The sequence below is a fragment of the Gilvimarinus agarilyticus genome (genome assembly GCF_000832015.1).
GTDB lineage: Bacteria > Pseudomonadota > Gammaproteobacteria > Pseudomonadales > Cellvibrionaceae > Gilvimarinus > Gilvimarinus agarilyticus.
This window is the reverse complement of sequence record NZ_JXCJ01000001.1, coordinates 3,102,230-3,127,833: the sequence shown is the minus strand read 5'-3', so window position 1 is coordinate 3,127,833 and position 25,604 is coordinate 3,102,230. Positions and strand designations below refer to the sequence as shown.

The following is a 25,604-nucleotide window of genomic DNA, read 5'->3' as shown; positions in this document are numbered from 1 at the left end:
GGCAAATAACTATGACGTGTTTTGTTAAAAATGTAGGCTCGTTGGTAGCCATTGTGTTACTCAGCGGCTGTGCTAGCCAAATGGGCCCCGGTAGCGGCGCTCCGGTCGAGGACAGTGATACCAGTGTACGTGTGCCGGGTATGGAGCCTCAGGCCCCCGAACGGCCCCGTCCCGATGAGCGGCCGAATACTGATGCCCCGCAAGATGAGCGTGATAATAGCGGCTGGCGCGTGGTCGAGCCCGAGCCCGAGGCACCCGTGCCAGCTCGCAGCAACTCGGCCGTAGACGCTTTGCTGGCACAGGGCCGCTCGGAATATCGCAACGGTGATTACAGTCGCGCCATTGCCAGTGCCGAGCGAGCGCTGCGTATCGATCGTCGCAACCCAGCGGTTTATTTGCTGCTGGCCGAGAACTATCAGCGTTTGGGGAATCGCAATCAGGCAGAGCAATTTGCGCAACAGGGTTTGCGTTATAGCCGTGACGATCATACGGTGGATGCCGCGTTGCGGGGTGTGTTGAGCGAGTTGTAGTTTGGCTCTCGGTCTACCGATCTCGTCATGCCGACCTTGAATCGGTATTCAGAATTAATAAAGCTCCGCAGGAGGCGGAATCTCTTAGTATGCCCGCGTCGCCGGGCGTGGCGAGTTACTTTTCTTTTGTTTTGGGCAAAAGAAACCTAACGAAAAGAAAAGCCCACCCCGGCGTCTGGCCCTTCGGGTTCATTCACTCCAACCGATTTTTGAGGGCCGTATCGACAGGGCGTCCATGCCCTGACGATACTTGCGCAAACGTCCTGTTTGCTTACCCACAAAAATAGGTCTCCGTTCGGCTCAGTCGCAGGGGCCCCACAACCGGCGCTTCATAGTTGGTTTCTGTAAAGCCGGCATCTCTTGATAAAGAAAAGATTTTAAAAGAAATTATGAGCGCTAGATTCTCGGTTTCGGGAAGGCTGGATAACTATGTATACACCTTTGAGTTCCAAGTCTTGTCGCGCTAAAGTTATTAAAGCTACCAAGTTGACATATATTCCGTTGCGCACTTTGTGCTGAAAAGGTTAGCACAAGATACTCCTCTCCAAAGCTGCACTTTATAGCGGCGTTAATTGTCTGGGTCAATCGGATCGGAGTTGTTGATAATACGAAATCAACTGCTCTGACTCAGCCTACAAAATCTAAAACAGCACGTCATACCTAAAAAGTGGTGATATACTTAGCCCATGAAAAAATTGCAGTTACGCCAATTTCTACTCGTACTGGTTATCGCCTTTCAGGCGTTGGCCGGTAGTGCGGCGTCTGCGGCTTCTGTGATGGGGCCGGCCGATATGGCGCATTGCGACTCAGAGACTATGAGTGCTATGGCAAGTGCGGAGCACGGTGGCCACGCTATGCATCACGTCGCTAGTGTTGATTCGCAGCCCATGGTCGATACAAATCCCGATCACAGCTGCGATAACGGCTGTTGTTGCCCTGCGGTTTGCTCCAGCGCGGTGGCCATTTTACCGGCACCGGCTTTAGTGCTGAGTGCCTGCTCTGGCTCCAAATTTGTTTTGACCCCTTCTATTGCGGCCGATCTGCGCGCTGCCAACCGTTTACGCCCACCCATTTTCGCCTGATACAGCACAGTTACGTCCGCGTTTTGCGCGGTTAACCGTTAACGATTGGGTGAATACTCCGTATGAACAAGTTTTTGATGGCGGCGACGATTGCCGTTGTTGCACTGCTGGGCTATGGCGCCGGCATTTATTTTCCTGCTGTTGTAATTCCATCGGCGCAAGATCGCGCCCCGGCTGCACCCGCTGAGCCCGAGCCTTTGTATTGGGTGGCGCCCATGGATGCCAGCTTTAGGCGTGACGGGCCGGGTAAGTCGCCTATGGGGATGGACTTAGTGCCGGTGTACGCCAGCGATAAAAGCCCTGCAACGGGCGAGGTCAGTATCGCCCCCCAGGTGCAGCAACACCTGGGGCTGCGCACCGCGCGGGCTGAACGCACCACCATGGTGACGCCGCTAACCGCGGTTGGGTTTGTGGGTTTTGATCAACAGGCGTTGCGGCACTTTCATTTGCGCGCGACCGGCTGGGTATCCGAGTTGTCTGTGGTGGCCGAGGGCGATCCGGTGCGCATGGGACAAAAGCTGTTTGAGTTTTACTCGCCAGAGATTCTAAACACTCAGCAAGAGTACTTATCGGCGCTTAACGGTAACCACACGGCGCTGGCGCAATCGGCCGCGTTAAAACTAAAGGCTCAGGGTGTTAGCGAACGGGAGATTACCGCCATTGCCCGCGAGCGTAAGCTGCGCCCGCAGTTGTCTTATTACGCCGATCGAGATGGCTATGTGGCGGCCATTAGTATTTCTAACGGCAGTTACGTCGAGCTTGACCAGAGCACGCTCTCCATCGGCACGTTGGATGATGTGTGGGTACTGGCCGAGGTGTTTGAGCGCAGTGCAGGCTTGTTGCATCAAGGCCAGGCGGTAACCCTTACCAGCCGTAGTTATCCCGGCGAGCAGTGGCTAGGCGAAATCGATTACGTGTACCCGGTGCTTAACGCCGCCAACCGCACGGTTAAAGCGCGCATTGTGTTTCCCAACAGCGATGGCCGCTTAAAGCCCAATATGCTGGTGGATTTAGCCATCGCGGCGGCGCCTGCCGAAAACACGTTAGTTATCCCTACCAGTGCGGTTATTCGTACCGGGCAATCGACCCGGGTGGTGCGCCAGGTGCGCGATGACGTGTATCGCTCAACGGCGGTGCGGGTAGGGCGCAGCGCTGGCGGTAACACCGAGGTGCTTGATGGTTTACGCGAAGGGGATCGGGTGGTGGTAAATGCCCAGTTTTTAATTGATTCCGAATCGAATGTTGACGCCGAGCTGGCGCGTATAGGGGAGAAAGAGCAAGCTCGTGCAGAAGACTCGCCAACTGGGCACGCGGAGGGGATGGATCATAGCGCAGCGGGCGATCATAAGATGGATCACTCTGGCATGAGCCATGACGAGATGAATCACGATGCCTCTAAAGATCAGCAGGTGGCACCATGATTCGCGCGTTAATTTTCGCATCGGTTAAACATCGCGGCGCCGTTATTTTGGCAAGCCTGGTATTACTGGCAGTGGGGGTGCGGGCACTTTACCAAACCCCGGTGGATGCCATTCCCGATTTGTCCGATGTGCAGGTGATTGTTAAAACCAGTTACCCGGGGCAAGCGCCACAAGTGGTGCAAGATCAGGTGACCTACCCGTTAACCACAGCGATGCTCTCAGTGCCCAACGCGCGCACGGTACGTGGCTTCTCTTTTTTTGGCGACTCTTATATCTACGTTATTTTCGATGAGGGCACTGATTTATATTGGGCCCGCTCGCGGGTGTTGGAGTATTTAAGCCAGGTGAGTAGCCAGCTGCCTGATGGCGCTAAGCCTGAGCTTGGCCCCGATGCCACCGGCGTAGGCTGGGTGTTTAACTACGCACTGGTGGATCGCACCGGCCAGCATGACCTGGCGCAATTGCGCAGCCTGCAAGATTGGTTTTTAAAGTTTGAGCTGCAAGCTGTATCGGGCGTTGCCGAGGTGGCCAGCGTGGGCGGTATGGTGCGGCAGAATCAGGTGGTAGTCGACCCCAACAAACTGCGCGCCTACCAAATGCCGCTGGATCATGTGCGCAGCGCCATTGCTCGCGCCAACCAAGAAACCGGCGCATCGGTTATAGAAATGGCCGAAGCCGAATATATGGTGCGCGTATCCGGGTATGTACAAAGCCTCGATGATTTGCGTCACGTGCCACTGGGTTTAAGCGACAGTGGCACGCCGCTGTTGTTGGGCGACGTTGCCGAGGTTCGCTCGGGGCCGCAAATGCGTCGCGGCATTGCCGAGCTCAATGGCGAGGGCGAAGTAGCCGGCGGTATTGTGGTCATGCGCAGCGGAGAGAATGCCGCTCGCGTAATTGCCGATGTAAAAAGTCGATTAAACGAATTGCAAAAAAGTTTGCCTAACGGCGTTGAGGTGATTACCACCTATGATCGCTCCCGCCTGATCGTATCCGCCGTTAACAACTTGTATCACAAACTGGCCGAAGAGTTTTTAGTGGTGGCGCTAATCTGCGCTTTGTTTTTGTTTCATTTTCGCTCGGCACTGGTGGTGGCGATTAGCCTACCACTGGGTGTTCTCTGCGCCTTTATCGTAATGAGCCTACAGGGCATTAACGCCAATATTATGTCGCTGGGCGGTGTGGCTATTGCCATTGGCGCTATGGTCGATGGCGCGGTGGTAATGATTGAAAACCTGCATAAGCATCTGGAGCGCGCCGAGGAAAAAAACGGCGGGCCAATCACCGGCGAGCGGCGCTGGCAACTGGTGGCAACCGCCGCCGCCGAGGTTGGGCCGGCGCTGTTTTTTTCGCTGTTAATTATTACTGCCAGCTTTTTACCGGTGTTTGCGCTAGAGGCACAAGAGGGCAAAATGTTCAGTCCGCTGGCGTTTACCAAAACCTACGCCATGGCTGCCGCTGCCGGTTTAGCTGTAACGCTGGTACCGGTGTTAATGGGTTATTTTATTCGTGGGCGCATTTTGGGTGAGCAAAAAAATCCGCTTAACCGCTTGTTGGTGGCCGCGTACCGGCCCGTACTGGCGGCGGTGCTGCGCGCCCCAAAAACAGTGGTGCTGTTAGCGCTGATGTTAATGCTGGTAGGCTTGTGGCCTGCGCAAAAAATGGGTTCTGAATTTATGCCGCCGCTGGATGAAGGCGATTTAATGTACATGCCCACCACCTACACGGGGTTGTCCATTGGTGAGGCGCGGCAAATTTTGCAGCAAACCGATAAATTAATTAAAACCCTGCCCGAGGTGGACACAGTGTTCGGCAAAATTGGCCGTGCCGAAACCGCCACCGACCCCGCGCCCCTAACGATGATCGAAACCGTCATTCAATTTCATCCGCGCGATCAGTGGCGCGCAGGGGTTACGCCCGAGTCATTGCGCCAAGAGCTTAACGCGCTTATCGACTTTCCGGGCTTGACCAATGCCTGGGTGATGCCCATTAAAACCCGCATCGATATGTTGGCCACCGGCATTAAAACCCCGGTGGGCATTAAAATCGCCGGGCCGGACTTAATCATCATTAGCGAGATTGGTGAGCAGCTTGAAAGTATATTAGGTGATGTGGCTGGCACGGCGTCGGTTTACGCCGAGCGTGTCGCTGGCGGCCGTTATGTGAGCATTGATATCGACCGCGTTAAAGCCGCGCAATTTGGGTTAAATATTGCCGATGTGCAAGCTGTGGTTAACGCCGCCGTGGGGGGCGCGATGGTGACGCAAACGGTTGAGGGTTCGGCGCGGTACCCGGTAAATTTGCGCTACCCGCAGGCGTATCGCGAGTCACCCACGGCGCTTGAGTCGTTACCCATTATCACCGACGGTGGCCTCGAGCTGGCGCTTGGCGATGTGGCCCAAGTGGTGGTCGAAGACGGCCCCGCCGCCATTAAAAGTGAAAACGCTCAGCTTAACGGATGGGTGTTGGTGGATACCCAAGACACCGACCTCGGCCACTATGTGGTGCAGGCGCAACAACGGGTTGAGCGCGAGCTGGACTTACCGGCCGGTTACTCACTGACCTGGGCCGGCCAGTACGAATATATGGAGCGCGCCCGCGAGCGATTAATGCTGGTGCTGCCCATGACCTTAGGCATTATTGTATTGCTACTGTACCTCAACTTTAGACGCCTTACTGAGGTAATTATCATCTTGGCGACGTTGCCTTTTGGCTTGCTCGGCGGCGTTTGGTTGTTGATGGCTCTGGGCTACAACTTATCGGTAGCGGTCGCGATGGGCTTTATTGCACTGGCGGGCGTGGCGGTTGAGATCGGCGTGTTGATGTTGGTGTACCTGAATATCGCGTACCGGGAGGTATGTGAACAATGCGTGCAAGAGGGCCGCGAGCTAACCCGCGCCGATGTACAGTCGGCCGTGCTGCAAGGCGCGGGCTTAAGGTTGCGGCCTATCGTTATGACAGCGTGTACGCTGTTTGCCGGCTTGCTGCCCATTATGTTCGGCTCGGGGGCCGGCTCGCAAATTATGCAGCGTATCGCCGCGCCTATGGTGGGGGGCACTCTTACCACCTTGGTGCTGACGCTGTTGGTATTGCCGGCAGTGTATTTACTGTGGCGGCAGCCGGGGGTAAAGGGTGCGTAATTCCGGCTTTGACCGGTATTTAGTATCTCGGGTGGTTGCCTTGTGAATAGGCGTCGAACGACTATATTGGCTGAATGCGGCGTTTTTTGGGGAGGAGCTTAGTCGACGAGGTGGAGGGGCGCCTCACTAGTGGCTAGTACTCAAAGCCGTTAGTATATTGCCAGCTCCCCTAAAGCATGGCAGGCTTTGTTTAAATGAGCGTACTCCATCGAGCCGCCTCACCGGCATCCCAGTTACCGATTTATTTAACCTAAGTGGTAAGCGCTATGAGCAAGAGTATGGCTGTACTGTCTATTCAGTATATGGTTTTGTCGGCGTTTTTATTGAGCTTATTGTCTTGTGGCGCGATCGATAAACCGCAATCTTTAAAAGGTCTGTATGAAGATTTGCCTATTGGTGAAGTGGACGGGGTGCCGCTGTCGATTAATATTGCCTTTCCGGACAAAAACCCAGTAAAGCCTCGCCCAGTGTTGGTAATGATCCATGGTGGTGGGTTTGTCTCGGGTGATAAAAGCTCGAAGAACACGCAGATTGTTAAACTATCAAAACTCGGATTTGTGGCGGCCAGCGCAATGTACCGGTTGTCACCCGAGTATAAGTTTCCCGCCGCCGTTGATGATATTAAGGTGGCAATACGCTATTTAAAGGCCAATGCAGAGAAATACCATATCGACCCTGAGCGAATCATTGTCACCGGGGCGTCGGCGGGTGGTTATTTGGCGGTTATGGTGGGCGTAACTGGCAACTCAGATGCGTTTTCGGATTATGGCTTGTACTCAGGCGTCGACTCTAGCGTACACGCTGTGGCAGCGCAGTCTGCGCCTGTTGGTGATTTTAGCTTAGAGAAATACAACGATAGCCCGATGCTTACGCGCTTAGCCGGTGGCGATACGGCGGGTTTAAGCGCTGTTCGGGTGGCGATGTCGCCGGTTACCTATTTAGACTCAAGCGATCCTCCATTCTTTTTATCTCATGGCGACAGTGATCCACTCGTGCCGGTTGATATGACGCGTGAGTTTGTCCGCGAGCTGGATAAGCAAGGCCATGATGTGGAGTACTATGAGGTTAAAGGTGGCGACCACAGTTTAAATAAGTCGGCGCCAGAGGGAGCCAAGTTCGTTTTTAGAAAGTATTTAGCTTTTTTAGCCAAGTGGGCCCAGTAAAAGGCTGGGGGATAGCCGCCCCTGGCGCGATCGAGGCCAAACTTGATCTGGTATCCGGTGGTTTAAATCAGCTACCTAGTGTGTGGCTAAACGATGGCATTGGTTGATTACGACTTTGTTTGTGCTGCGTTGCCCGGAGGGTTACTTCTTACGATGCCGCAGGAGGTAACCCGTGCTATGCGCTGAGGATAGTTACGCGAAGGTTTTTGTTTGCTTGTCCGTAAAAGCGGGCCGCTGTACCTCGCCGAGGCACTTACAGCAAAAAGCTAAGTACCAGCACCACCGATAAACCCACGAGCCCCAGAATAGTTTCCAGTACTGTCCAGGAGGCCAGGGTTTGTTTCTCGGTGAGCCCCATATACTGTTTTACCAGCCAAAATCCAGAGTCGTTCACGTGTGAGAGCACCGTGGCGCCACACGCAATGGCGATAACCACACAGGCCACTACGGGCTCAGAGTAACCGCCTGTCTGAATCAGCGGCGCAACCAGACCTGCGGTGGTTACCATGGAGACAGTTGCCGAGCCTTGCGACACCCGAACCACAGTGGCAATCAAAAAAGCGAAAAGTACCACGGGTAAGTTGGAGCGGGTCATTGTCTCGACCAGCGCGTCGCCCACCCCTGCGGAGATGAGCACCTTACCAAACACGCCGCCGGCGCCCGTGAGCAAAATAATCATGCCCACCGGCTCCATAGAGCGAGTGGCGACGCGCTGAATTTCATCGCGGCTGAAGCCCAGCCGGGTACCCAAAAAATAAAAAGCGAGCAGCGTGGCTGTGAGCAAAGCCGTAAAGGGGTGCCCGATAAAGGCCATGATATTGACCACAGGATGCTCTGGCTCCAGCCACGCTTTGGAGGCGGTGTTGAGTAAAATCATCACGAGCGGTACTAAAATAATGCTTAGCACCAGTGCAAAGCCCGGTTGCGGCCGCGTGGTTTGTTCTTGTGACGCTAGGTGAGCTTGCGCGAACTCTGGTAACGGCGCATGAATGCGCCCGCCGATGAAGCGCCCAAACACAATGCCGCCAATAATCGCCGCAGGAATGCCCGCGAGTAACCCAATCAGAATTACCCAACCGAGATCGGCCCCGAGCAACGAGGCGACGGCGACGGGGCCGGGGGTAGGGGGAATAAACGAGTGGGCCACGGCAATACCGGCTACCAGTGGTATGCCGTAATACAACAGAGATTTCCCGGTGCGCCGGGCCAGGTTGTAAACCAGCGGAATAAACAGAATCAGAGCAACTTCGAAGAATACCGGAATCGCGACAATCAGCCCCAGCGTCATCAGTGCCCAGGGAGCGCGCTGGGTACCGGCTTTACGTGTGAGGGTGTTGGCAATTTGCTGCGCACCACCGGATACCTGCAAGATCTCGCCGATCATGGTGCCCAGGCCAATCACAATGGCAATGTAGCCGAGGGTGCTGCCCATGCCCGCTTGAATGACGCCGGCTACCTCTGGCAGTGGTACACCACCGGCAATGGCCACCAGCATGCTAATCAACAACAGGGCAACAAAGGCCTGCAAGCGCAGAACAATAATTAAAAACAGCAGTAGGGCAATGCTGACGACAGTAAGCGTAAGTAAGTAGCTAGCAGACATGATTGTTATTTTCTCCTAGTGTTTTTAAAAGCCAAATGTAAAGATGATCAGCCGGTACGGACGCAGAGGCTCGCTGCGCCATCTTGGGGTATCGCGGCGGTTTAGTTGTTATTCGAGTTTTCTGGGTGACATTTTACCCGAGAAGTTGATCATTTATTAGCGTTGGCTACCGGTTGGGCTACAGGGGCACAATCTTATATTTTGATAATTATTGTAAACTTCTGCATGTCTCGGGCACCTGTGGCTTGTTTTTATTTGAGACATTGGGCAGTCTTGAAAGCATTGATAATGATAAAAAGCTGTTCCGTGATTTACCCTTGCCGGCCTTGCTATACATGGCGCTACCTAGTGCACCGCTAACTGCGCACTAGGCTATACCTAATAAGATCTATAAAAGAGCCACAGGAAAATAATATGAAGTCCCTGACGATTAGTTTTGGCATTGCTTTATTGTGTTTTAGTCGTTTAAGTTTGGCTAACGATACTGAGTATTTAGTATTTGAACCACCGCAAGCACTGAAACAAGATAAACACATTGTTTTCGTCTCGGGTGATGAAGAATACCGCTCGGAAGAGTGGGCACCGATGCTGGCTAAAATTTTAAGTCAGTCGCACGGTTTTAAAACCTCCGTATTGTTCGCGATGGATAAAACACGGGACATTATAAACCCTAACGAAACGAGTAATATCCCGGGCTTGGCGGCGCTTGATACCGCCGACTTGTTGGTGCTGGGAACACGCTGGCGCACGCTTTCCGGCGAGCAGTTGCAGCCGATTTTGGATTATTTAAACGCCGCCAAGCCGGTCGTAGCGATCCGCACCGCGACCCACGCGTTTAATAATGATGACCATTACGGTGGCTACGATTGGCAAAACTTTGGCCTGAATGTTATCGGCGAAAATTGGCTTAATCACCATGGCGAACATAAAGTGCAGGGTGGCCGGGCCGTGGTTGAGCAAATCCATCGTCAGCATCCGATATTAAACGCCGCGGCGGATATCTTTACCCAGTCCGATATCTACGGTATTGAGCATCTTGATCAGCAACAGGCAACGGTGCTGCTGCGGGGCGCGGTGACCGAGTCGTTGGCGCGAGACTCGAAAGCCCTGCACGACGAGAAGAACAATCCCATGATGCCACTGGCGTGGTTAAAGTCGTATCCGACCCCCGATGGTGCCGCAATGGGCACAGTGTTTGCCACGACTGCGGGGGCTGCCGTCGACTTTGCCGAGCCCGCATTGCGCCGTTTAGTGGTTAATGCCAGTTATTATTTACTGGGTAAAAAGGTTCCGGAGCGCGCTGACGTTACCCCTGTTGACCGTTACGAACCCTCGTTTTATGGCTTTCAAAAGCCCGATTACTTTGTTACGCGAGGTATGAAGGTTGACGACTTTTCCCTCGGGCGCTCGGGCCGCTCAATCCTAACCAAAGAGGCGTTGGCTAGTGCTGCGCAGGCGCCGTTAACGCCAATAAACTTACGCTTAAAAAGTAACGACTCGGTCACCTTAATTGGCAATGGCTTGGCTGAGCGGATGTTGCATTACGGGTATTTTGAAAGCGAGTTGTACGCGCGCCATCCAAAGCAGAACATTCGGGTGCGCAATTTGGCGCGCCCAGGGATGACGCCGGTATTTCGCCCGCACGCATCGCGAGATTCGCAGTGGGCGTTTAGCGGCGGTGAAACCCTGAGGCCTGAATTCTCTCATCACAGTGGCGCAGGTCACTACGCCACCCCCGATCAATGGCTGAGCGAGCTTGAGTCAGATGTCGTGCTGGCATTTTTTGGCTTTAACGAGTCGTTTGCCGGCAAGGCGGGGGTTGAGGCTTATAAAAAAGAGCTGGCGGCATTTGTCGACCATACATTAACGCAGCGCTATAACGGCAAAAGCGCACCGCGTTTGGTTTTGGTGTCACCTATCGCTTTTCAGGACCTGTCTTACGATCATAACCTTCCTGACGGCACGAGTACCAATGCTAATTTAGCTCTCTATATGCAAGCGATGAAGACAGTAGCGGAGCAAAAAGGCGTTGAATTTGTCGATGTGTTTACCGACACGTTGCGTTGGTTTACCACGGGGACTGAGCAACTTACCGTCAATGGTGCTCAGTTAAACCAGCAGGGTTATCGCCGTTTTGGCCGCCTGTTAAATAATTTGTTGTTTGGCGAATCGAGCCAGGAGTCAGCGTCAAGTCGCAACTTAGTCGATGTGGTGAATGAGAAAAACTTTTACTGGCTTAACCACTACCAAATGCCCAACGGCGTGCATGTCCACGGGCGTCGTTTTGAACCGTACGGGCCAGATAACTACCCAGATGAGCTACTAAAGTCGCGCCAGTTAACCGACAACCGCGAGGCCGAAATTTGGGCAAGACTGAATAACAAGCCGTTTGATCGCGCAAGCGCCGATGCGGCAACGGTTGCGTTGCGGGCGGTGATCACAAACTCGCCACAAAGCGCGGAAAGCCCGTATTTGTACGGCCAGGAAGCGCTGGACCGGTTTACCATGGCCGATGGCTATAAGATTGAGCTGTTTGCCTCGGAGCGGGAGTTTGCCAACTTGGCCAACCCGGTGCAGGTAACCTTTGATGGTAAAGGTCGCCTATGGGTGGCGGTGATGCCGAGTTACCCCCATTACAAAGTGGGTGATCCGCGGCCTAACGACAAAATATTGATTTACGAAGATACCGACAACGATGGCAAAGCCGATAAGGAAACCATCTTTGCCGATCAATTGCATTTACCTGTAGGCTTTGAGCTAACCCCTGAAGGCGTGTATGTATCGCAGGCACCTAACTTAGTTTTATTGCGCGATACCGATGGTGATGACCGTGCGGATACTCGGGATATTATTTTAAGCGGCTTCGATACCCACGATACCCACCATGCCATTAGTGCGTTTACCCGCGATCCATTTGGTAGCTTAATTTTGGCCGAGGGCGTTTTTCTACACTCTAATATTGAAACCGCGTACGGGCCGGTGCGGGCGGTCAATGGCGGTTTTTATCGGTTTGAGCCAAAAACACAAAAACTTGAGCGGCTGGTGCAAACTCATATACCCAACCCGTGGGGTATCGCTTTTGATCGCTGGGGGCAGGACTTCTTTTTGTCGACCTCTAATCCCGATATGCACTGGATGTTACCGGTAGAGATCAACACCCATTATGGCGAGCTAACCGTGGGCACAGAGTCGCTCGTGCAAGAGAGCCAGCGAGTACGGCCTACCTCCGGTTTAGTGTTTATCTCCAGTGAGCACTTCCCAAGTGAGGTGCAGGGTGATTATTTACTGAATAACAGTATCGGTTTTTTGGGCGCTAAGCAGCACAGCATTAGCGATTCCGGGGCAGGTTACAGCAGTCAGTTTCGAGTGGATTTGTACCAATCGAGCGATCCGAACTTTCGTCCGGTGGATATGGATTTTGCCCCCGACGGTTCACTTTACGTGGTCGACTGGCATAACCAGTTGATTGGCCATATGCAGCACAACGCCCGCGACCCGTTGCGCGATCACGCCCACGGCCGTATCTACCGTGTGAGCTACCCCGGGCGTGCTTTGGTTGAGGCAAAAGATCTTACCCAGCTGGATACCGATGCATTATGGCAACGCCTTAACAGCGACGACCTGCACTTGCGCTCGCGCGTCAGACGTGAGCTGCGTAAATTGCCTGCTGCCGAACTACAGGCCAGTAAAGCCCGGTGGCTGCAAAGCCTAAGCAGCAACGGAGACGACACCGAGTCTTTGCAGTTAGAGGCTTTGTGGGTCAGCCTCTCTGAGCACCCGCAAGATTTGCAACTTGCTCGGCAGTTATTGCAGGCAAAATCGTATCAGGTACGCGCAGCGGCGGTGCGGGCCGTTCGTTATAACCTACCTGAATTTGACGATGCGCAAGCACTCTTACTGGCGGCGGCCTCAGACAAACATCCACGAGTGAGGCTCGAGGCGGTTATCGCCGCCTCGTGGCTCAAAGGCGATAAAGCACTTGATATTGTCGTGGCCGCCGCTAGGTTGCCGGTCGATCAGTGGGCGCGACAAGCGTACGTGCAGGTGGCGAAGTACCTCGGCGGTAGCGTTACATTGCCCGAGCAAGCCTCACAGGAGGACACCCTTAAAATTTCTCCCGAGCTGCAAGCTAGGTGGCAAGAGGGCAAAGAGATTTATCGTCGAGAAGGTTACTGTGCTACTTGCCATCAGCTCGATGGTAAAGGATTACCTGCGGCGCAGTTTCCGCCACTGGCTGGTACAGAGTGGGTTACCGGCAATGCGGAGCGGCTTATCGATATTGCCCTTCACGGTTTAATTGGGCCTATTACCGTAAAGGGGCAGGATTACGCCGGTCACGTGCCCATGACGCAGTTTAAAAACTTGCTTGATGACAACGACATGGCGGCCGTGTTGACTTATGTCCGCAATGCTTTTGGCAATAGTGCTCCGGCGATCAGTGCCAAGCAGGTGGCCAGGGTTCGTGCGGCAACAAGGCAACAAAGTGGCTTTTGGCACTCATCAGAGCTTGAAGAAAAATACCCCGATTAATCGTTTTATTCCACGCGGCGCTGACTAAATATTGCTTTGTGGTGGTGGCGGGTTAAATATTCAGACATATGTGATGAGAGTGTCGTTGATAATGCTAAAACACACACGCAAGCGGATCCCATACTGCTTGGTCGTCTTTTCTCTGTGGGTGGCACTGCCCACTGCGGCGACTGACGTACCCGGATATCTTGACCGGTTGCTAAAACAGCTGCCCCATCAGGCGGCGCCGCAGCTGATTTTACCCGCCGATAACGAGAGGCCGGACATTCGTGTGTCGGGTGCGGGCACCTCACAAAGCCATGAGTGGCTACCGGTTGAGCACCCGCTGTTTACTCAGTTTTTACGGGTGCATACAAAGCAAGGCTCGGCCAATCCGTGGGCGGTTACTTTACATTCAGATAACAATAGTCAACCGGTGCAAAAGGGCGAATGGGTGTTAGCCAGTTTGTACCTGCGCGCAGCTCCCGGCACGGGTGAGGCGAAGGTTTTGGGTTATGTAGAGCGCAACGAGCCCGAGTGGCATTCCATCGCTGACGTGAGCACCAACGTTACCGAACAGTGGACTCAGGTGGTTGCACTGGGTCGGGCTGAAACTGACTACCCAAAGGGGAGTTTGGGTTTGAGTTTACATCTAGCGTTAGGCGCGCAAACTCTGGACGTGGCCGGCGTGGCGATACTGCGATTAGCGCCGGACACAGCGACCGAGCAGCTGCCGGTAACGGCACTTCGCTATAACGGAATGGATCAAAACGCGCCTTGGCGTGCAACCGCCGAGAAAATGATTACTCAAAACCGCACCGGCAGTATCACGTTGCAGTTATCAAACGCCGATGGGGCGCCACTTAGCCAGCAAGACGTCGTTATCGAGCAGCTTGACCACGACTACCAGTTTGGCACCTTCATTAACCCGTTATTGTTGCAAAAAACCTCCGAGGCCGAGCGTTATAGACACTGGTTAACAGAGTATTTTAATGTGGCCACAACACCTATCTATTGGGCCGATTGGGGTTGGGCAAACCCCGAGCGCCGCGCCGATTACGAGGCGATGGCGAGCTATTTACAGCATAATAATATACCTACCCGTGGCCATGTTTTATTGTATCCGGGTTTTGGTTTTAGTCCGCAAGAGTTGGTAGCGTTAAAAGATGACCGGGCGGCGTTTATTGCTCGGGTGAATAAACACATCGATGAGGTGATACCGTTTTTAAAACGCTACGGTATTAAAGAGCTGGACGTAATCAACGAGCTTCGCCACGAAAAAGATTGGACCGATATTGTCGGCTTGGATACGGTAGCCGATTGGTATAAACGGGTTCACGCGCAATACCCCGAAGCCGTGTTGTATATTAACGAGAACTCGATTCTAACCGACGGCGGCGACAACCAGTTTCAGCAAGATCACTACTACCAAACCATTAAAACACTGCGGGCTTTGGGTGCCCCCATACACGGTATTGGGTTGCAAGGGCATTTTAGCTCGCTGGTAACACCGCCCGACAAGCTCTGGCCAATACTTGACCGGTTTGCCGAGTTTGGCTTGCCGCTGCGTATTACCGAGTACGACCTAAGCACCCGCGATCAGGCCGGTCAGGCGCAGTACGATCGCGATTTTTACACCGCCGTGTTTGCCCACCCGGCAACGGTTGGTATTACTCGTTGGGGGTTTTATGAGCCCACAATGTGGCAACCTTTGGGGGCGTTAATGGGTGCCGATGGCCACGCTAAGCCCAATGCGCTGGCGCAGCAGAAGCTTGTTAAAAGCAGGTGGCATACACGCTTAGAAGGCCAAACTGATGCGGCGGGTAAGGTGACGCTAGACGGGTTTTATGGCCGCTACCAAATCACTTATATGGTGGATGGGGTAACGCAGGTGAAAGAGTTCTCACTGACTCGTAAAGCTACATTGGCCCATTAAAATTAGACAGGCACATTAATAACATAGCGGTACATTTAGAACATACTGGGCTAGCGTCCAATCGAGTAGCCCAGTATGTTAATGTGCTTAGCGTTTGATCCAATCGCCCGTTAAAGCGCTACTACTTATGTACACCTCTAACGACTCGGGTGCTGAATTCTCTCTACCATTAAACGCAACGCCAAGCTCAACAGGCTCACCGCAGCTGTCCTCCAGTTGCTTAAGTACAATAGCGTCTGCCTCGATACTTAATTGCCCATTTAGCTCACAGCCGTTTATGCTCGCCAAGAACTCGCCGCTATCGGCAACTTGAATACTCGTTAGCTCGTTATTGCTCTGTAGCTGGTACTCACCGGCTAGCGAGCTGATACTCGCGACGGTGTCTGTCGCTTTTCTCAGCGTTACAGTTTGGCCTGCAATGGTGCAGTCAAACGCGCCGCTATTGTCCGAGCACTGTGCGGTGCTTGCAAAATCAAGCTGGCTAATGTCATCGGGTAAGGCCGCATTTGCGCTGCTTGATTGCTCCAGGGCATTGGTGGTGACCAGCACGGCGCCGGCCTCATTGACCACCAGCTGTGCCAGTATCGCTTGGTTATCGATGACGTAGGCGCTTTGGTACACGCCCGCGTGATCTTGTAAATAGGTGTTACTTACAGGCTCGGTGGGAGACTCTGTGTTGGAGTCGTTATCCGAGCCACAACCGGCCAGCAGGGCCACGCTGATCGCGGCTAATAGTGTTGTGCGCATGTCGTTGACCTCTATTGGGTTAATCCGTTGAGTTTAATTTCGGTCAGAGCGGTTTTTGCGCGGCTGGCCTGAACATTCGCCTCAATGGTGCTGATAGTGATGTAGTCTTGGCCCAGTAATACGCCTTCGCTGGTTTCATGGTTGTCGTCAACTAAGCCTGCATCCAGGGCGATGCCCACACCAGCTTTGCCGCTGTATTGCGCCTGGGCGATGGCCATGGCTTCTTCCATGGTACTGGCGTAGCCGGCGGCTATTACACCTTGGGCAACATAGCCCATGGCGGTGGTGTTTTGCGATAGATCGTCGGTAAATTGCACCTCGATGCCGCCTGAGTTCCAGCCTACGTTGGCAAATTTAAAGCCCTGATGATTCACCATGTTAGCGGGGGTATTGACGTTTAGACCGGTAAATTTTGGCAGTAAAGGCTCGCCTTCGGCGCGATTGGCTTCCAACTCTGCGAGTAACTGATTAACCGCTGCCGCAACCAAGACGGCCTTGTCGGCGTCACCATCGGCAGCGCTAACGGCGATAGCCGGTATACCGCGAGCAATAGCAATATTTGCAGCGCCCAAGGTGCCTGAATTGTTGGTGAGGTAGCCGAGGTTGTTACCCTCGTTGGGGCCCGAGATTAGTACATCGGGCGCGTGACCCCAAGTTTCGTTGGCGAGCACGTCAATGCCGTATAACGCGGCCATCACGGGCGTGCCTTCGACAAATTCATCAAAGGGTACCGATTCGTCAGTGTCGCCCACACAAACCTGACCTTGATCCACTTGACTGCGATCTACATTCACCGCTTCCATAAAGTGAATCGCACCACCTTTACCACTTTGGCCGGTGCAAGGCGCGGCCATAACCACATCGTGTCCGGCGGCTTTAAGTTCGGTAAAAAGCACCTGGATATTATCGGTGGCCCAGCTATCGTCGTTGGTTAATACAATGTTTAAGGCGCTGGCGGGCAGCGATAAACTGGCTGCAGTAATGGCGCTGGTGATAAGAGTGTGTAGTTTCATAGTCAATTCCTAATGTGAGTGGAATGTTGCGGTGGGCACATTAGAAAAAAGCCTGATGACAGTGACATGAAATAGTTATCTCTGGGCTTTTAGAGATCTCTATAAAACAAATAAACTATTAAAAACAACTATTTAGGGTTGCTTTGGGTTGAGTGATATAGCGTTGGGCGTGAGCGCCAAACAGTAGCGATAGCGCGCCGTTTTGGCATCGCGCTCGCCGCTAAACAAATAAGGCGTGGCAAGTTCGCCCAGCGCCCGGCGCAATTCGGTTTTGATTTTGTTGCGGTTTTGATCAAGGGTTTTACTTTTCAGGCCCTCTTCACATAAGTCTTTAATGGCTTTTTGGTGGCCGCCCCAATTAGCCATAATGTTGGCGAGTTGCTGGCCTTGATCGCGGTCAGGTTTTGCCTGTGTCGGGTTGGTGTACGCCGGCTCACCGGCCGAGCGTCGCTGGGCGTACCAGTAATAATAAAACAGCGGTGTTTTAGCCAATGTGATACGCAGCCCGTGTACAAGTACGCATTGATTGGCGAGATCGAACGTCAACTGCGGTGGATGCCGGGCAACGGTTAGCGCGTCTTCTTCTGCCAAGTCAAGATTAAGAGCGGCAGCTAACCACTCGCGTTGCTCAGAGGTAAGTGCTTTTACTGCCTCTTGCTGGCTTAAGCCGTGAATGACGTCTGGCTCCCGCTGGGTGCGATCGCGTAAAAACGCAAAAAGTTCTGACTCGTTTGGATCGGCACTTAGCTGCCGCGCCAGTTTGTGCGCTTGTTTTTTGTTGAGGCCCGTTTGTACTAAATCACTTTGCCACTGGTGCGTGCGCTGAGTACGGATAGTAGGTAAGTAGCGGTACAATGTTAGCAACAACATGGATAACAACACGCTTACCCCAAGCAGGTTAAACCACGCAAATTGGACGGCGATTGTGTAATTGGCGCCCAGCAATTGCTCGCCATAATGCCACAATACATCCGCCGCTTGCGGGGGCTGTTGCACAAACAAAGTTAAATCGCGCAGCGTTATTTGCTGGATAAAATCCAGCGGCAGATAAGCGTTAAAGGCGGTGGCATTGATGTGCGACATAAGCTGTTGGCTGTTGTGTGCAAGCTGTAACGGGGTATCGTAAGCGTTAACCAACGAGGCATTGACTGCCTCCGGTATCTGGTTGAGCAGTTGATGCTTTAGTGATTGTTGCGCGCTATGCCGCGCGTGCAGCGCCAGGGCGGCGGTAACCAAAGCAAAGAGGACGCTCAATCGAAATATTTGTCTCATGGTGTGCAGGGCGGCATGGTAATCGGCTGATGAGTGGCGTTGGCGATGGAGTCGGCGTAGAGGCCAATGGCTTTAATTAATGGGCACTGGATGGCCTTGGCCAGATTGGTGCGTGCGTACTAGTTACCCATGGGCGCGTGGTGCGTTAATACCCGTTTTTGTGTCTCAGGCCACTGGGCCAACTCTGGGGTAAAGTCTGCGCCAGATATCGCATCTAGCTCGCCGGCAATAAAGGCGTCAATCATCGCTTGTCGGCTGGGATAAAATTGTGTTTGTTCGGCCGGAAGGCTAACCCCAAGTTGATTGAGTTTATCCATTAGCGCTAAATAGCCCGAAAAACTTTTGCTATCGGCCAATAATCCAAAACGCAACCCGGCAAGTGATGAATAATCTAAGGTTAACCCCGGCGAGTGACTAAACAGGTAGACGGGGTAACTGGGTAGCGGTATCAGCGTACGATAACTGTGATTCCAGTCGGGGGTAAGCCCGCTTAAGGCGTGTTCACGTATCCATATAGCATCAAAGTGCTGCGTTAAAATGGCCTGGCTGGTGATTGACTCACGCGGTTGCCAGGATACCGTAACGCTTTGATACGGCGTTCCCTTTAGTGCACGGCGGCACAAGGCTTGGCCAAACTCGGCCGCTTGCCAGTTGGTGGGCACATAAACATTAAAGGCTTTATTACCAGTGCTGTCTTCAACCTGACATTGGTGGGTATAAAGCTCGGGCAAGCTCAATGCCGCGACTTTGTGGGTGCCCAGCAACCAAATACAGGCACAGGCTATGATCAGCAGCAGAATAACTTTAGAGGCTGTTAAATACAGATGTTGCGCCATGTTGCCAACTTAGCGGTTAAACGGGCGAGTCTAATTTTGAAATATGACAAAACGATGACGATAAGACCGGGCAATGCGGAATAATACCACTCACAAAATACTCGTCCGTTTTATTAAATGCCTGCTGTGGCCGCTGTAAACCTTGTTGTTTTTAGTCTGGATCTATCTCAACTGGGCCAAACCCTCGATGATTGGTTTTGACGGACAGGCATACGTGGCTTAAGGTTCGGTGCAAATGTGGGCAGTGCGGCAGTTGTATCTATGCGTTATGTTGTTGGCGGTATACCGCAGCTACGCTGAGTTAAGTAATCGGTTTGATTTGCCCTACGGGTTATTAGCGGTGGTGTTTGTGCCGGTACTGCTGGTGATGGTAATGCTGGAGTGTCATTGGTTTATCTGATTCAGGTGGTTAGGGCGTTACTCGCCCTAACCATTACGTCAATGTCGCTGTAATAGCCGCTTTAATTAAAAACCTTCGAGTACGATTTTACCCACCGCCTGATTAGATTCTATATGCGCGTGGGCGCGCTTAAGGTTAGTCGCGTTAATGGTGCCGAAGTGCTCGCCAACGGTGGTTTTTAAGGTGCCATCGTCAATCATTTGCGCGAGTTGGGTTAGCAGCTCGTGCTGCTTTGCGATATCCCAGGTAGTAAACATTGCGCGGGTAAACATCAGCTCCCAGTGTAGTGATAGCGATTTGCGTTTTAGCTTCATAACGTCCAGTGGCAGCGCCGGGTCATCAATCAGCGCCAGCTTGCCCTGTGGGGCCAGGACCTCCACCAGTTGCTCAAAGTGTTGGTCGGTGTGGGTTAAGCTAATCACGTGGCTAACATTCTCGATGCCGAGCTCGGCTAGCTGCGGCTGCATGGGCTGATGGTGGTTGATCACGTGATCAGCGCCTAGCGCTTCTACCCACTGCTGGGTTTGCTCGCGCGATGCGGTACCGATAACAACGGCGTTCGTCAGCTTGGCGGCCAGCTGCGTTAAAATGGAGCCAACCCCGCCCGCCGCACCAACAATTAAAATACGCGCTTGTGGTTTGCCGGCTTCGCTTTCGCTTGATCCGCGTGGGGTAAAATCCAGTCGGTCAAACAGCAGCTCCCAGGCAGTGATGCCCGTGAGCGGCAGGGCGGCGGCATCGGCATCAGACAGAGACTGTGGCTTAGCGCCAACGATGCGCTCATCCACCAACTGGTATTCGGCATTAGAGCCGGCGCGCGTGATATCGCCGGCGTACCAGACTTTATCGCCCACGTTAAACCATTGTGCCTGATCGCCTGTCGCGACAACTTCACCCACCGCATCCCAGCCGAGTACTTTTACCTGGCCGTCATCGGGCTTTGCCGAGCGACGTACTTTGGTGTCTACTGGGTTTACCGAGACCGCCTGCACTTTTACCAGCAGATCGCGCCCGGTGGCGGTGGGCTTATCCAGCTCGATGTCCATTAAGGCGGTGTCTTTGTCGATGGCTTGAGGCTCTAAATAACCGACAGCTTTCATGGTGTTTCCTCTGTTGGGTAAGGTGGGTGTAGAGGCGTGTCTGACGTAGCCGGTGAGTTAAGTTTAAGCGTAATAGCGCAAAAACATATCCGCCACAGATGTAACGACTTGGTTTTGTTGCTCGCGGATAAGCAGTGGCTGGCCCATGGCAATTTGCGGCCAAAAGGCAAAGGTTTTGATCATCCCTTGCAGCTGAGTCGCGGCAAATACCGGGTCGTCGATACGCAGTTTGCCGTCGGCGGCGGCCTCTCGTAGCCAGAGGGTAATGCCTTCTTCGCGCTCGCTTAAGCGATTTACCATATCCTGAGCCCGCTCGGGTGAGTGGATGGTTTCGGCAATGGCGACCCGGGCTAAGTCGATAAAGTCCTGCTGGCTTAGCATCTGCATTTTTTGCCACAGCAGTGCCTCTAGCTGCGCTCGGACGGGGGTGTCGGGGCAATAGGCCAGCGTGACTTGCTCGGCACTGCTTTGCCACAGTTGAGTGAGGATCTCGGCAAACAGTTGCTCTTTACTGGGAAAATGGTTGTACACCGTGCGCTTAGAGACGTTGGCCTCACGGGCAATGCCATCCATGCTGGTAAGCTCAAAACCCCGGCGGCGAAACTCGCTAATCGCCGCCTCTACAATCGCCAGACGCTTGCGATCGGTGAGTTTCGTTGGGCTTTGGGGGGCGGGCTGGTTTGGCATAGTAGCTCCGGCTGTGGGCAAATGGCAGTTAGCGTGCATTGTAAACCATTTAGTTTACTTTTTTCTTGCATAAACTACACTGTGTAGTGTACTTTTGGTGTGCGTTTGTTCGGCAGGGGCGCTAGTGAGTAGCCAAGCCCGTTTGCCAAACGCCCTTATTATTTGCCATAGGTGTCAGTCATTGTCTGTTATTAGCCTGCGCTCGTTCATGTTGCCGTTACTTTTTATAGGTGTGTTTACCATGTTGCTAAGCTCATGCGCTAAAACCAAACCGGCCGATTACAGCAGCTCGCCGCAGCTAGAGCAGGGCCGCTTTGTTAATCCGGCCAAGCGGCCAGCGAGCGGCTTTGGTAAAACGGTCAAAATATTCTGGGATTTCTTTTTTAATAAGCCCGACGATACCGTCCCTACGGTATCGATACCGGTTGTGCCAATAAGCCGTGCCGAGCTTGAGACGGCGCCCGACAACAGCCTGTACCGTTTGGGGCACTCCACCATTTTGTTAAAGCTGCAAGGTAAATTCTGGCTTACCGATCCAGTGTTTGCCGAGCGGGCATCTCCTTTTAGCTGGCTTGGGCCCAAGCGCTTTCACGCATCGCCCATCACGTTACAAGATTTACCCCCTATTGAGGCGGTGATACTGTCGCACAACCATTACGACCACTTAGATGAAAACGCCGTTAAAGCCCTGGCCGATAACGTCGGTGTGTTTCTCACGCCACTGGGCGTGGGCGATACCCTGATCGAATGGGGCATCGATGCCAGCAAGGTGCGTCAATTAGATTGGTGGCAATCGCAAACGGTGGCTGGTGTGCAATTTACCGCAACGCCCGCGCAACATTTTTCGGGACGGGGTTTGTTTGATGGCAACAGCACGCTGTGGGCATCTTGGGTTATTAAAACACCAGAGATAAACGTATTTTTTAGCGGCGACACAGGCTACTTTGACGGTTTTAAAGCCATTGGTGAACGGTATGGCCCGTTTGATCTTACCTTGATGGAGACGGGCGCTTACGACGAACGCTGGGCCTATGTGCATATGCAACCCGAGCAAACCTTGCAGGCTCATAAAGATTTACAGGGCAAGTGGTTGTTGCCAATTCACAACAGCACCTTTGACTTAGCCATGCACAGCTGGCACGACCCGCTCGATCGTATAAACACGCTTGCTGCCGACGCGGGCGTGGCGTTAACCACGCCCAAAATCGGCCAGCGCTTGGCTCTGGATGGCCCGCAAGCCGGGGAGCGGTGGTGGTTGCCATTGGTGACCGGCCAATAGATGTTCATCGCGGTGTCACTGTCACGCGCTAACATAACCCTTTTTAAAGGGTGGTCTTTACGCGGCGGTTAAGCGATAGTTGCTACGGCTACACGACATTTTTTAGTGACGGAAACCTCACATGATTGTTATTCACCACAACCCTGACTGCGGCACCTCGCGCAATGTACTTGCGCTGATTAAAGCGGCCGGCTACGAGCCCACGGTAATCGAGTACTTAGACCTGGGTTGGACGCGGCCACAGTTGTTAGCGCTATTTGCTGCAGCTGATATCACCCCACGCCAGGCGCTGCGTACCACAAAATCACCGGCCGAGGCGCTCGGCTTGTTGGATGACAATATTACGGACGATCAGCTACTCGACGCTATGCTCGAGCATCCGGTGCTGGTAAACCGACCCATTGTATGCAGCCCCAAAGGGGTAAACTTATGCCGGCCAAGCGAGCGGGTATTAGATTTATTGGAGCGTTGGCCTGAAGGGCCTTTTTACAAAGAAGACGGCGAGCTAATGATTGATGCCGCAGGCTGCTTAGTCGATAAGCCGCGCTAACCCCGATGTGGTATTGCCGCTAGGCATACGGCCGGGCAAATAACGGTTGCGACTGACCTTTTACTTTTGCCAGCAGTGGTTTTATCTCAGCGCGCGGGTTCATCCACTCACGTGCCAGCTCGTCACTTAAGCTCACCGGCATACGGTTATGGATTTGGCTAAAGCTTGCCGAAGCCGGCTGCGTTAAAATCGAGCAGCTCCACAGCTCTTCCTTCCAGCAATCCCAAATGGCGGCGAGCTTAAGCACGCCGTCGGTGTCCACATAGTAGGGCTGCTTACCCTCAGGCTCAGCTTTCCACTCCATAAACGCGGCCGCGGGCACAATTGCCCGGCGGTATCGTACCGGGTCGCGATAAGCCTTGCTGCTGAGCAGGGTTTCTATTCTGGCATTAAACATGGCAAAGCGCTGGTTGGGCGGGTCGGGCGACCAATGTGGGTGTAGCCACCAGCGCATGGGGCCCATGTGAGTGCCTTCGTCGTCCCGGAACAACACCGGCACGGCCTGGGTGGGAGCGATGTTGTCTACCGTGGGTAGCGTAACGTTGTGCACCCCAAAGCTTGCCAAAAATCTCTCGGCCTCTGTTGATGGTGCTACAAATAGTCGTCCACACATAACGGGATAACACTCCTTGGCTTAACGCTAACAGTAGCTCTATATTCTGGCGGGTGTAGCGTCGTAATACTCGATTGACAGGCCGCTATTGTAACGGACTTAGTCTCGGGTTTGTTTTTCAAAAAAGCCCTGTCGCCATTATCGTGTAATTCTCTGTAATTTTCGCCTCGGTGGCTCTCTGGCATGATGCGCTAACAATCAAAAAAGCGTTGAACCGTGTGTTGCTACACCTCGTTAGCTTGCGGCTGACAAATTATTTTAATTGCCGATGCGGCTTGTTTAAACGCGAGCTGTACCCGTACAGAAGCCGTAAACGTTATGGCTGGTAGTTGTGCCTGCACACGGATTTCGACAACACCACTAGAGGGATTTGGTATGAAAGAAAACCGTGTACTTTTAATCGCCGGCGCTAGCTTGCTGCTAGCGGCCTGCGATGGCGGCAAGGATGAAACCGTTAGCGCCATTAGCGCGGTCGCTGCCTCCTCATCATCTGTCTCACCGGTGGAGGAGCCCCTAAGCCCCGAGATCCCCGCTAAAGAGCCCTTTGGCGGCAATGTTAGCTTAGAGTCGTTGCAGCGCGACTTTGATATTTTTTCCTGGCAGTCGTTTATTGCGCTTAACTGGCCTGCCGATACCGACGGCAACCCCAATGCGGGGGTAACCATTGGAGAGCAGCCAAATACCATGCGGGTGTGGCAGCACTACAAAGAAAGCCGCGATATATTTTTACCCGAGGGTACAACACCGCCGGGTTGGGATCAGCCGTTTCCGCCGCCGGCCACCTGTGGCAGCGATGCCACTAAGCCACTGTTGCGTCAGGTAGGTAAAACCCCCAATGTACTGGATGAAAGTGCCGAGCCATTTCAAACTGGCCCGTTAATCGACCAAAATGGGCAATACACGCGCTACGAGATTTTAACCAATCAGGTGATGTTTGATTATATTCTCGACAACGATTTATACAGCAAGGCTGGGCAAGCTAAGTTTAACGCGAAGGCGGAGTTTCCCTTTGGTACCGACACCGAGGTAGGCTCGATTATGCTAAAAGCCGCCTGGAAGGTGATGGGCGAAGGGGATGACCCCGGCCAGTTTTATACCACCGAGGCCTATGTCTACAATAACCCCCATGAAAATGCCGGCGTGAGCGAAGCTTGCCAGCTGCAGCGCGTGGGCTTGGTGGGGTTTCATATCGGTACAAAAGTCGAGGGTAATCCGCAGTGGATTTGGTCTACCTTTGAGCATGTAAACAACGCCCCGACCCAAGGGCAAGCGGCCGATAAAGAACATTACAACTATTATAACCACCACTGCGCCGATGGCGGCGTTGATTGCACAGCCGTTAATGAGCCGCCACCGCGCCCCTGGAACCCGGCCAATACCAATACCCCGCCCAGCCAAATTGAGCGGGTTATCCCCATCGCCGACGATACCGCCGCACTTAATCGGCAATACCAACAAAAACTGCAAGCCGCCGTGCCCGGTACTGTGTGGGCAAACTACGAATTAATTAGCACCCAGTGGCCAACCGCCGCGGGCGATGTAACCGACGAAACCGGCGTACCTGCACCGACGTTTTTAGCCAACACCACACTCGAGACTTATATTCAGGGGCGGGTAAAACAAACCTCGTCAAGTTGCATTCAATGTCATAACAATGCCGCAATGACTAACGGTAAAAAGTCGGATTTTACCTACTTGCTTGAGCGCGCTCAGTAACTACCAG

Annotated in this window: 19 protein-coding genes; 11 read left to right on the top strand and 8 right to left on the bottom strand. The window is 53.3% G+C overall.

Annotated features, from left to right (window positions below; genetic code table 11):
* Window positions 1-11: 11 nt before the first annotated feature.
* From SD69_RS18205 to SD69_RS18200, 5 genes are all read left to right on the top strand, one after another.
* Window positions 12-530, top strand: a complete 519-nt coding sequence (locus SD69_RS18205) for a tetratricopeptide repeat protein (protein ID WP_052481164.1) — start codon at window positions 12-14, stop codon at window positions 528-530.
* A 686-nt stretch (window positions 531-1,216) separates the two neighbouring features.
* Window positions 1,217-1,612: a hypothetical protein gene (locus SD69_RS13685; protein ID WP_041523660.1), complete on the top strand. Its 396-nt coding sequence runs from the start codon at window positions 1,217-1,219 to the stop codon at window positions 1,610-1,612.
* A gap of 62 nt (window positions 1,613-1,674) precedes the next feature.
* Window positions 1,675-3,033: an efflux RND transporter periplasmic adaptor subunit gene (locus SD69_RS13680; protein ID WP_052481163.1), complete on the top strand. Its 1,359-nt coding sequence runs from the start codon at window positions 1,675-1,677 to the stop codon at window positions 3,031-3,033.
* Window positions 3,030-6,173: an efflux RND transporter permease subunit gene (locus SD69_RS13675; protein WP_041523659.1), complete on the top strand. Its 3,144-nt coding sequence runs from the start codon at window positions 3,030-3,032 to the stop codon at window positions 6,171-6,173. Before SD69_RS13680 ends, SD69_RS13675 begins: the two co-directional genes overlap by 4 nt.
* A 266-nt stretch (window positions 6,174-6,439) precedes the next feature.
* Window positions 6,440-7,336 carry an alpha/beta hydrolase gene (locus SD69_RS18200; protein ID WP_052481162.1) on the top strand — a complete coding sequence of 299 codons (897 nt, stop codon included), beginning with the start codon at window positions 6,440-6,442 and terminating at the stop codon, window positions 7,334-7,336.
* Between the two features lie 253 nt (window positions 7,337-7,589).
* On the opposite strand, the gene SD69_RS13665 is transcribed toward SD69_RS18200, so the two are convergent.
* Window positions 7,590-8,939: a GntP family permease gene (locus SD69_RS13665; protein WP_041523658.1), complete on the bottom strand. Its 1,350-nt coding sequence runs from the start codon at window positions 8,937-8,939 to the stop codon at window positions 7,590-7,592.
* A gap of 414 nt (window positions 8,940-9,353) precedes the next feature.
* On the opposite strand from SD69_RS13665, the gene SD69_RS13655 reads away from it, so the two are divergent.
* The gene (locus tag SD69_RS13655; RefSeq protein ID WP_041523656.1) at window positions 9,354-13,469 is read left to right on the top strand and encodes a PVC-type heme-binding CxxCH protein; all 4,116 of its coding nucleotides are present in this window, start codon (window positions 9,354-9,356) and stop codon (window positions 13,467-13,469) included.
* A gap of 91 nt (window positions 13,470-13,560) precedes the next feature.
* A complete protein-coding gene (locus tag SD69_RS13650; protein WP_198144101.1) occupies window positions 13,561-15,384 on the top strand; it encodes an endo-1,4-beta-xylanase in 1,824 nt (607 codons plus the stop codon).
* Between the two features lie 87 nt (window positions 15,385-15,471).
* On the opposite strand, the gene SD69_RS13645 is transcribed toward SD69_RS13650, so the two are convergent.
* The 4 genes from SD69_RS13645 to SD69_RS18190 form a co-directional block, all read right to left on the bottom strand.
* Window positions 15,472-16,131, bottom strand: coding sequence for a hypothetical protein (locus tag SD69_RS13645; protein WP_041523654.1), 660 nt, complete (start codon window positions 16,129-16,131; stop codon window positions 15,472-15,474).
* 11 nt (window positions 16,132-16,142) lie between these two features.
* Window positions 16,143-17,144, bottom strand: coding sequence for a 5'/3'-nucleotidase SurE (locus tag SD69_RS13640; RefSeq protein ID WP_041523653.1), 1,002 nt, complete (start codon window positions 17,142-17,144; stop codon window positions 16,143-16,145).
* A 132-nt stretch (window positions 17,145-17,276) separates the two neighbouring features.
* The gene (locus tag SD69_RS18195; protein ID WP_157471689.1) at window positions 17,277-18,398 is read right to left on the bottom strand and encodes a hypothetical protein; all 1,122 of its coding nucleotides are present in this window, start codon (window positions 18,396-18,398) and stop codon (window positions 17,277-17,279) included.
* A gap of 137 nt (window positions 18,399-18,535) precedes the next feature.
* Window positions 18,536-19,252, bottom strand: a complete 717-nt coding sequence (locus SD69_RS18190) for a type 2 periplasmic-binding domain-containing protein (RefSeq protein WP_052481160.1) — start codon at window positions 19,250-19,252, stop codon at window positions 18,536-18,538.
* Between the two features lie 235 nt (window positions 19,253-19,487).
* Here SD69_RS18190 and SD69_RS18815 point away from each other — a divergent pair, with 235 nt between their 5' ends.
* Entirely contained in the window at window positions 19,488-19,652 is a 165-nt protein-coding gene (locus SD69_RS18815) for a hypothetical protein (protein WP_157471687.1), read from the top strand.
* A 65-nt stretch (window positions 19,653-19,717) separates the two neighbouring features.
* On the opposite strand, the gene SD69_RS13625 is transcribed toward SD69_RS18815, so the two are convergent.
* Window positions 19,718-20,752 carry a zinc-binding alcohol dehydrogenase family protein gene (locus SD69_RS13625; protein WP_041523652.1) on the bottom strand — a complete coding sequence of 345 codons (1,035 nt, stop codon included), beginning with the start codon at window positions 20,750-20,752 and terminating at the stop codon, window positions 19,718-19,720.
* A 63-nt stretch (window positions 20,753-20,815) separates the two neighbouring features.
* Entirely contained in the window at window positions 20,816-21,439 is a 624-nt protein-coding gene (locus SD69_RS13620; protein WP_041523651.1) for a TetR/AcrR family transcriptional regulator, read from the bottom strand.
* 241 nt (window positions 21,440-21,680) lie between these two features.
* Here SD69_RS13620 and SD69_RS13615 point away from each other — a divergent pair, with 241 nt between their 5' ends.
* Window positions 21,681-22,718, top strand: a complete 1,038-nt coding sequence (locus SD69_RS13615; protein WP_041524827.1) for an MBL fold metallo-hydrolase — start codon at window positions 21,681-21,683, stop codon at window positions 22,716-22,718.
* A gap of 121 nt (window positions 22,719-22,839) precedes the next feature.
* On the top strand, window positions 22,840-23,268 hold the full coding sequence (arsC, locus tag SD69_RS13610) for an arsenate reductase (glutaredoxin) (RefSeq protein ID WP_041523650.1): 429 nt from the start codon (window positions 22,840-22,842) through the stop codon (window positions 23,266-23,268).
* 19 nt (window positions 23,269-23,287) lie between these two features.
* On the opposite strand, the gene SD69_RS13605 is transcribed toward arsC, so the two are convergent.
* Window positions 23,288-23,881 (bottom strand): SOS response-associated peptidase, encoded by a 594-nt coding sequence (locus SD69_RS13605; protein WP_084591580.1) that lies wholly within the window; start codon window positions 23,879-23,881, stop codon window positions 23,288-23,290.
* A 375-nt stretch (window positions 23,882-24,256) separates the two neighbouring features.
* Here SD69_RS13605 and SD69_RS13600 point away from each other — a divergent pair, with 375 nt between their 5' ends.
* Window positions 24,257-25,597 (top strand): hypothetical protein, encoded by a 1,341-nt coding sequence (locus tag SD69_RS13600; protein WP_041523649.1) that lies wholly within the window; start codon window positions 24,257-24,259, stop codon window positions 25,595-25,597.
* Window positions 25,598-25,604 lie beyond the last annotated feature (7 nt).

What these genes read in the sequence shown, in the direction of transcription:
- SD69_RS13605 (WP_084591580.1), bottom strand. Translation starts at nt 23,881, where the DNA reads ATGTGTGGACGACTATTTGTAGCACCATCAACAGAGGCCGAGAGATTT.
- SD69_RS13640 (WP_041523653.1), bottom strand. Translation starts at nt 17,144, where the DNA reads ATGAAACTACACACTCTTATCACCAGCGCCATTACTGCAGCCAGTTTA.
- SD69_RS13665 (WP_041523658.1), bottom strand. Translation starts at nt 8,939, where the DNA reads ATGTCTGCTAGCTACTTACTTACGCTTACTGTCGTCAGCATTGCCCTA.
- SD69_RS13655 (WP_041523656.1), top strand. Translation starts at nt 9,354, where the DNA reads ATGAAGTCCCTGACGATTAGTTTTGGCATTGCTTTATTGTGTTTTAGT.
- SD69_RS13650 (WP_198144101.1), top strand. Translation starts at nt 13,561, where the DNA reads ATGCTAAAACACACACGCAAGCGGATCCCATACTGCTTGGTCGTCTTT.
- SD69_RS13615 (WP_041524827.1), top strand. Translation starts at nt 21,681, where the DNA reads ATGTTGCTAAGCTCATGCGCTAAAACCAAACCGGCCGATTACAGCAGC.
- SD69_RS13675 (WP_041523659.1), top strand. Translation starts at nt 3,030, where the DNA reads ATGATTCGCGCGTTAATTTTCGCATCGGTTAAACATCGCGGCGCCGTT.
- SD69_RS13600 (WP_041523649.1), top strand. Translation starts at nt 24,257, where the DNA reads ATGAAAGAAAACCGTGTACTTTTAATCGCCGGCGCTAGCTTGCTGCTA.
- SD69_RS13625 (WP_041523652.1), bottom strand. Translation starts at nt 20,752, where the DNA reads ATGAAAGCTGTCGGTTATTTAGAGCCTCAAGCCATCGACAAAGACACC.
- SD69_RS13645 (WP_041523654.1), bottom strand. Translation starts at nt 16,131, where the DNA reads ATGCGCACAACACTATTAGCCGCGATCAGCGTGGCCCTGCTGGCCGGT.
- SD69_RS18200 (WP_052481162.1), top strand. Translation starts at nt 6,440, where the DNA reads ATGAGCAAGAGTATGGCTGTACTGTCTATTCAGTATATGGTTTTGTCG.
- SD69_RS18815 (WP_157471687.1), top strand. Translation starts at nt 19,488, where the DNA reads ATGTGGGCAGTGCGGCAGTTGTATCTATGCGTTATGTTGTTGGCGGTA.
- SD69_RS18205 (WP_052481164.1), top strand. Translation starts at nt 12, where the DNA reads ATGACGTGTTTTGTTAAAAATGTAGGCTCGTTGGTAGCCATTGTGTTA.
- SD69_RS13680 (WP_052481163.1), top strand. Translation starts at nt 1,675, where the DNA reads ATGAACAAGTTTTTGATGGCGGCGACGATTGCCGTTGTTGCACTGCTG.
- SD69_RS18190 (WP_052481160.1), bottom strand. Translation starts at nt 19,252, where the DNA reads ATGGCGCAACATCTGTATTTAACAGCCTCTAAAGTTATTCTGCTGCTG.
- arsC (WP_041523650.1), top strand. Translation starts at nt 22,840, where the DNA reads ATGATTGTTATTCACCACAACCCTGACTGCGGCACCTCGCGCAATGTA.
- SD69_RS13620 (WP_041523651.1), bottom strand. Translation starts at nt 21,439, where the DNA reads ATGCCAAACCAGCCCGCCCCCCAAAGCCCAACGAAACTCACCGATCGC.
- SD69_RS13685 (WP_041523660.1), top strand. Translation starts at nt 1,217, where the DNA reads ATGAAAAAATTGCAGTTACGCCAATTTCTACTCGTACTGGTTATCGCC.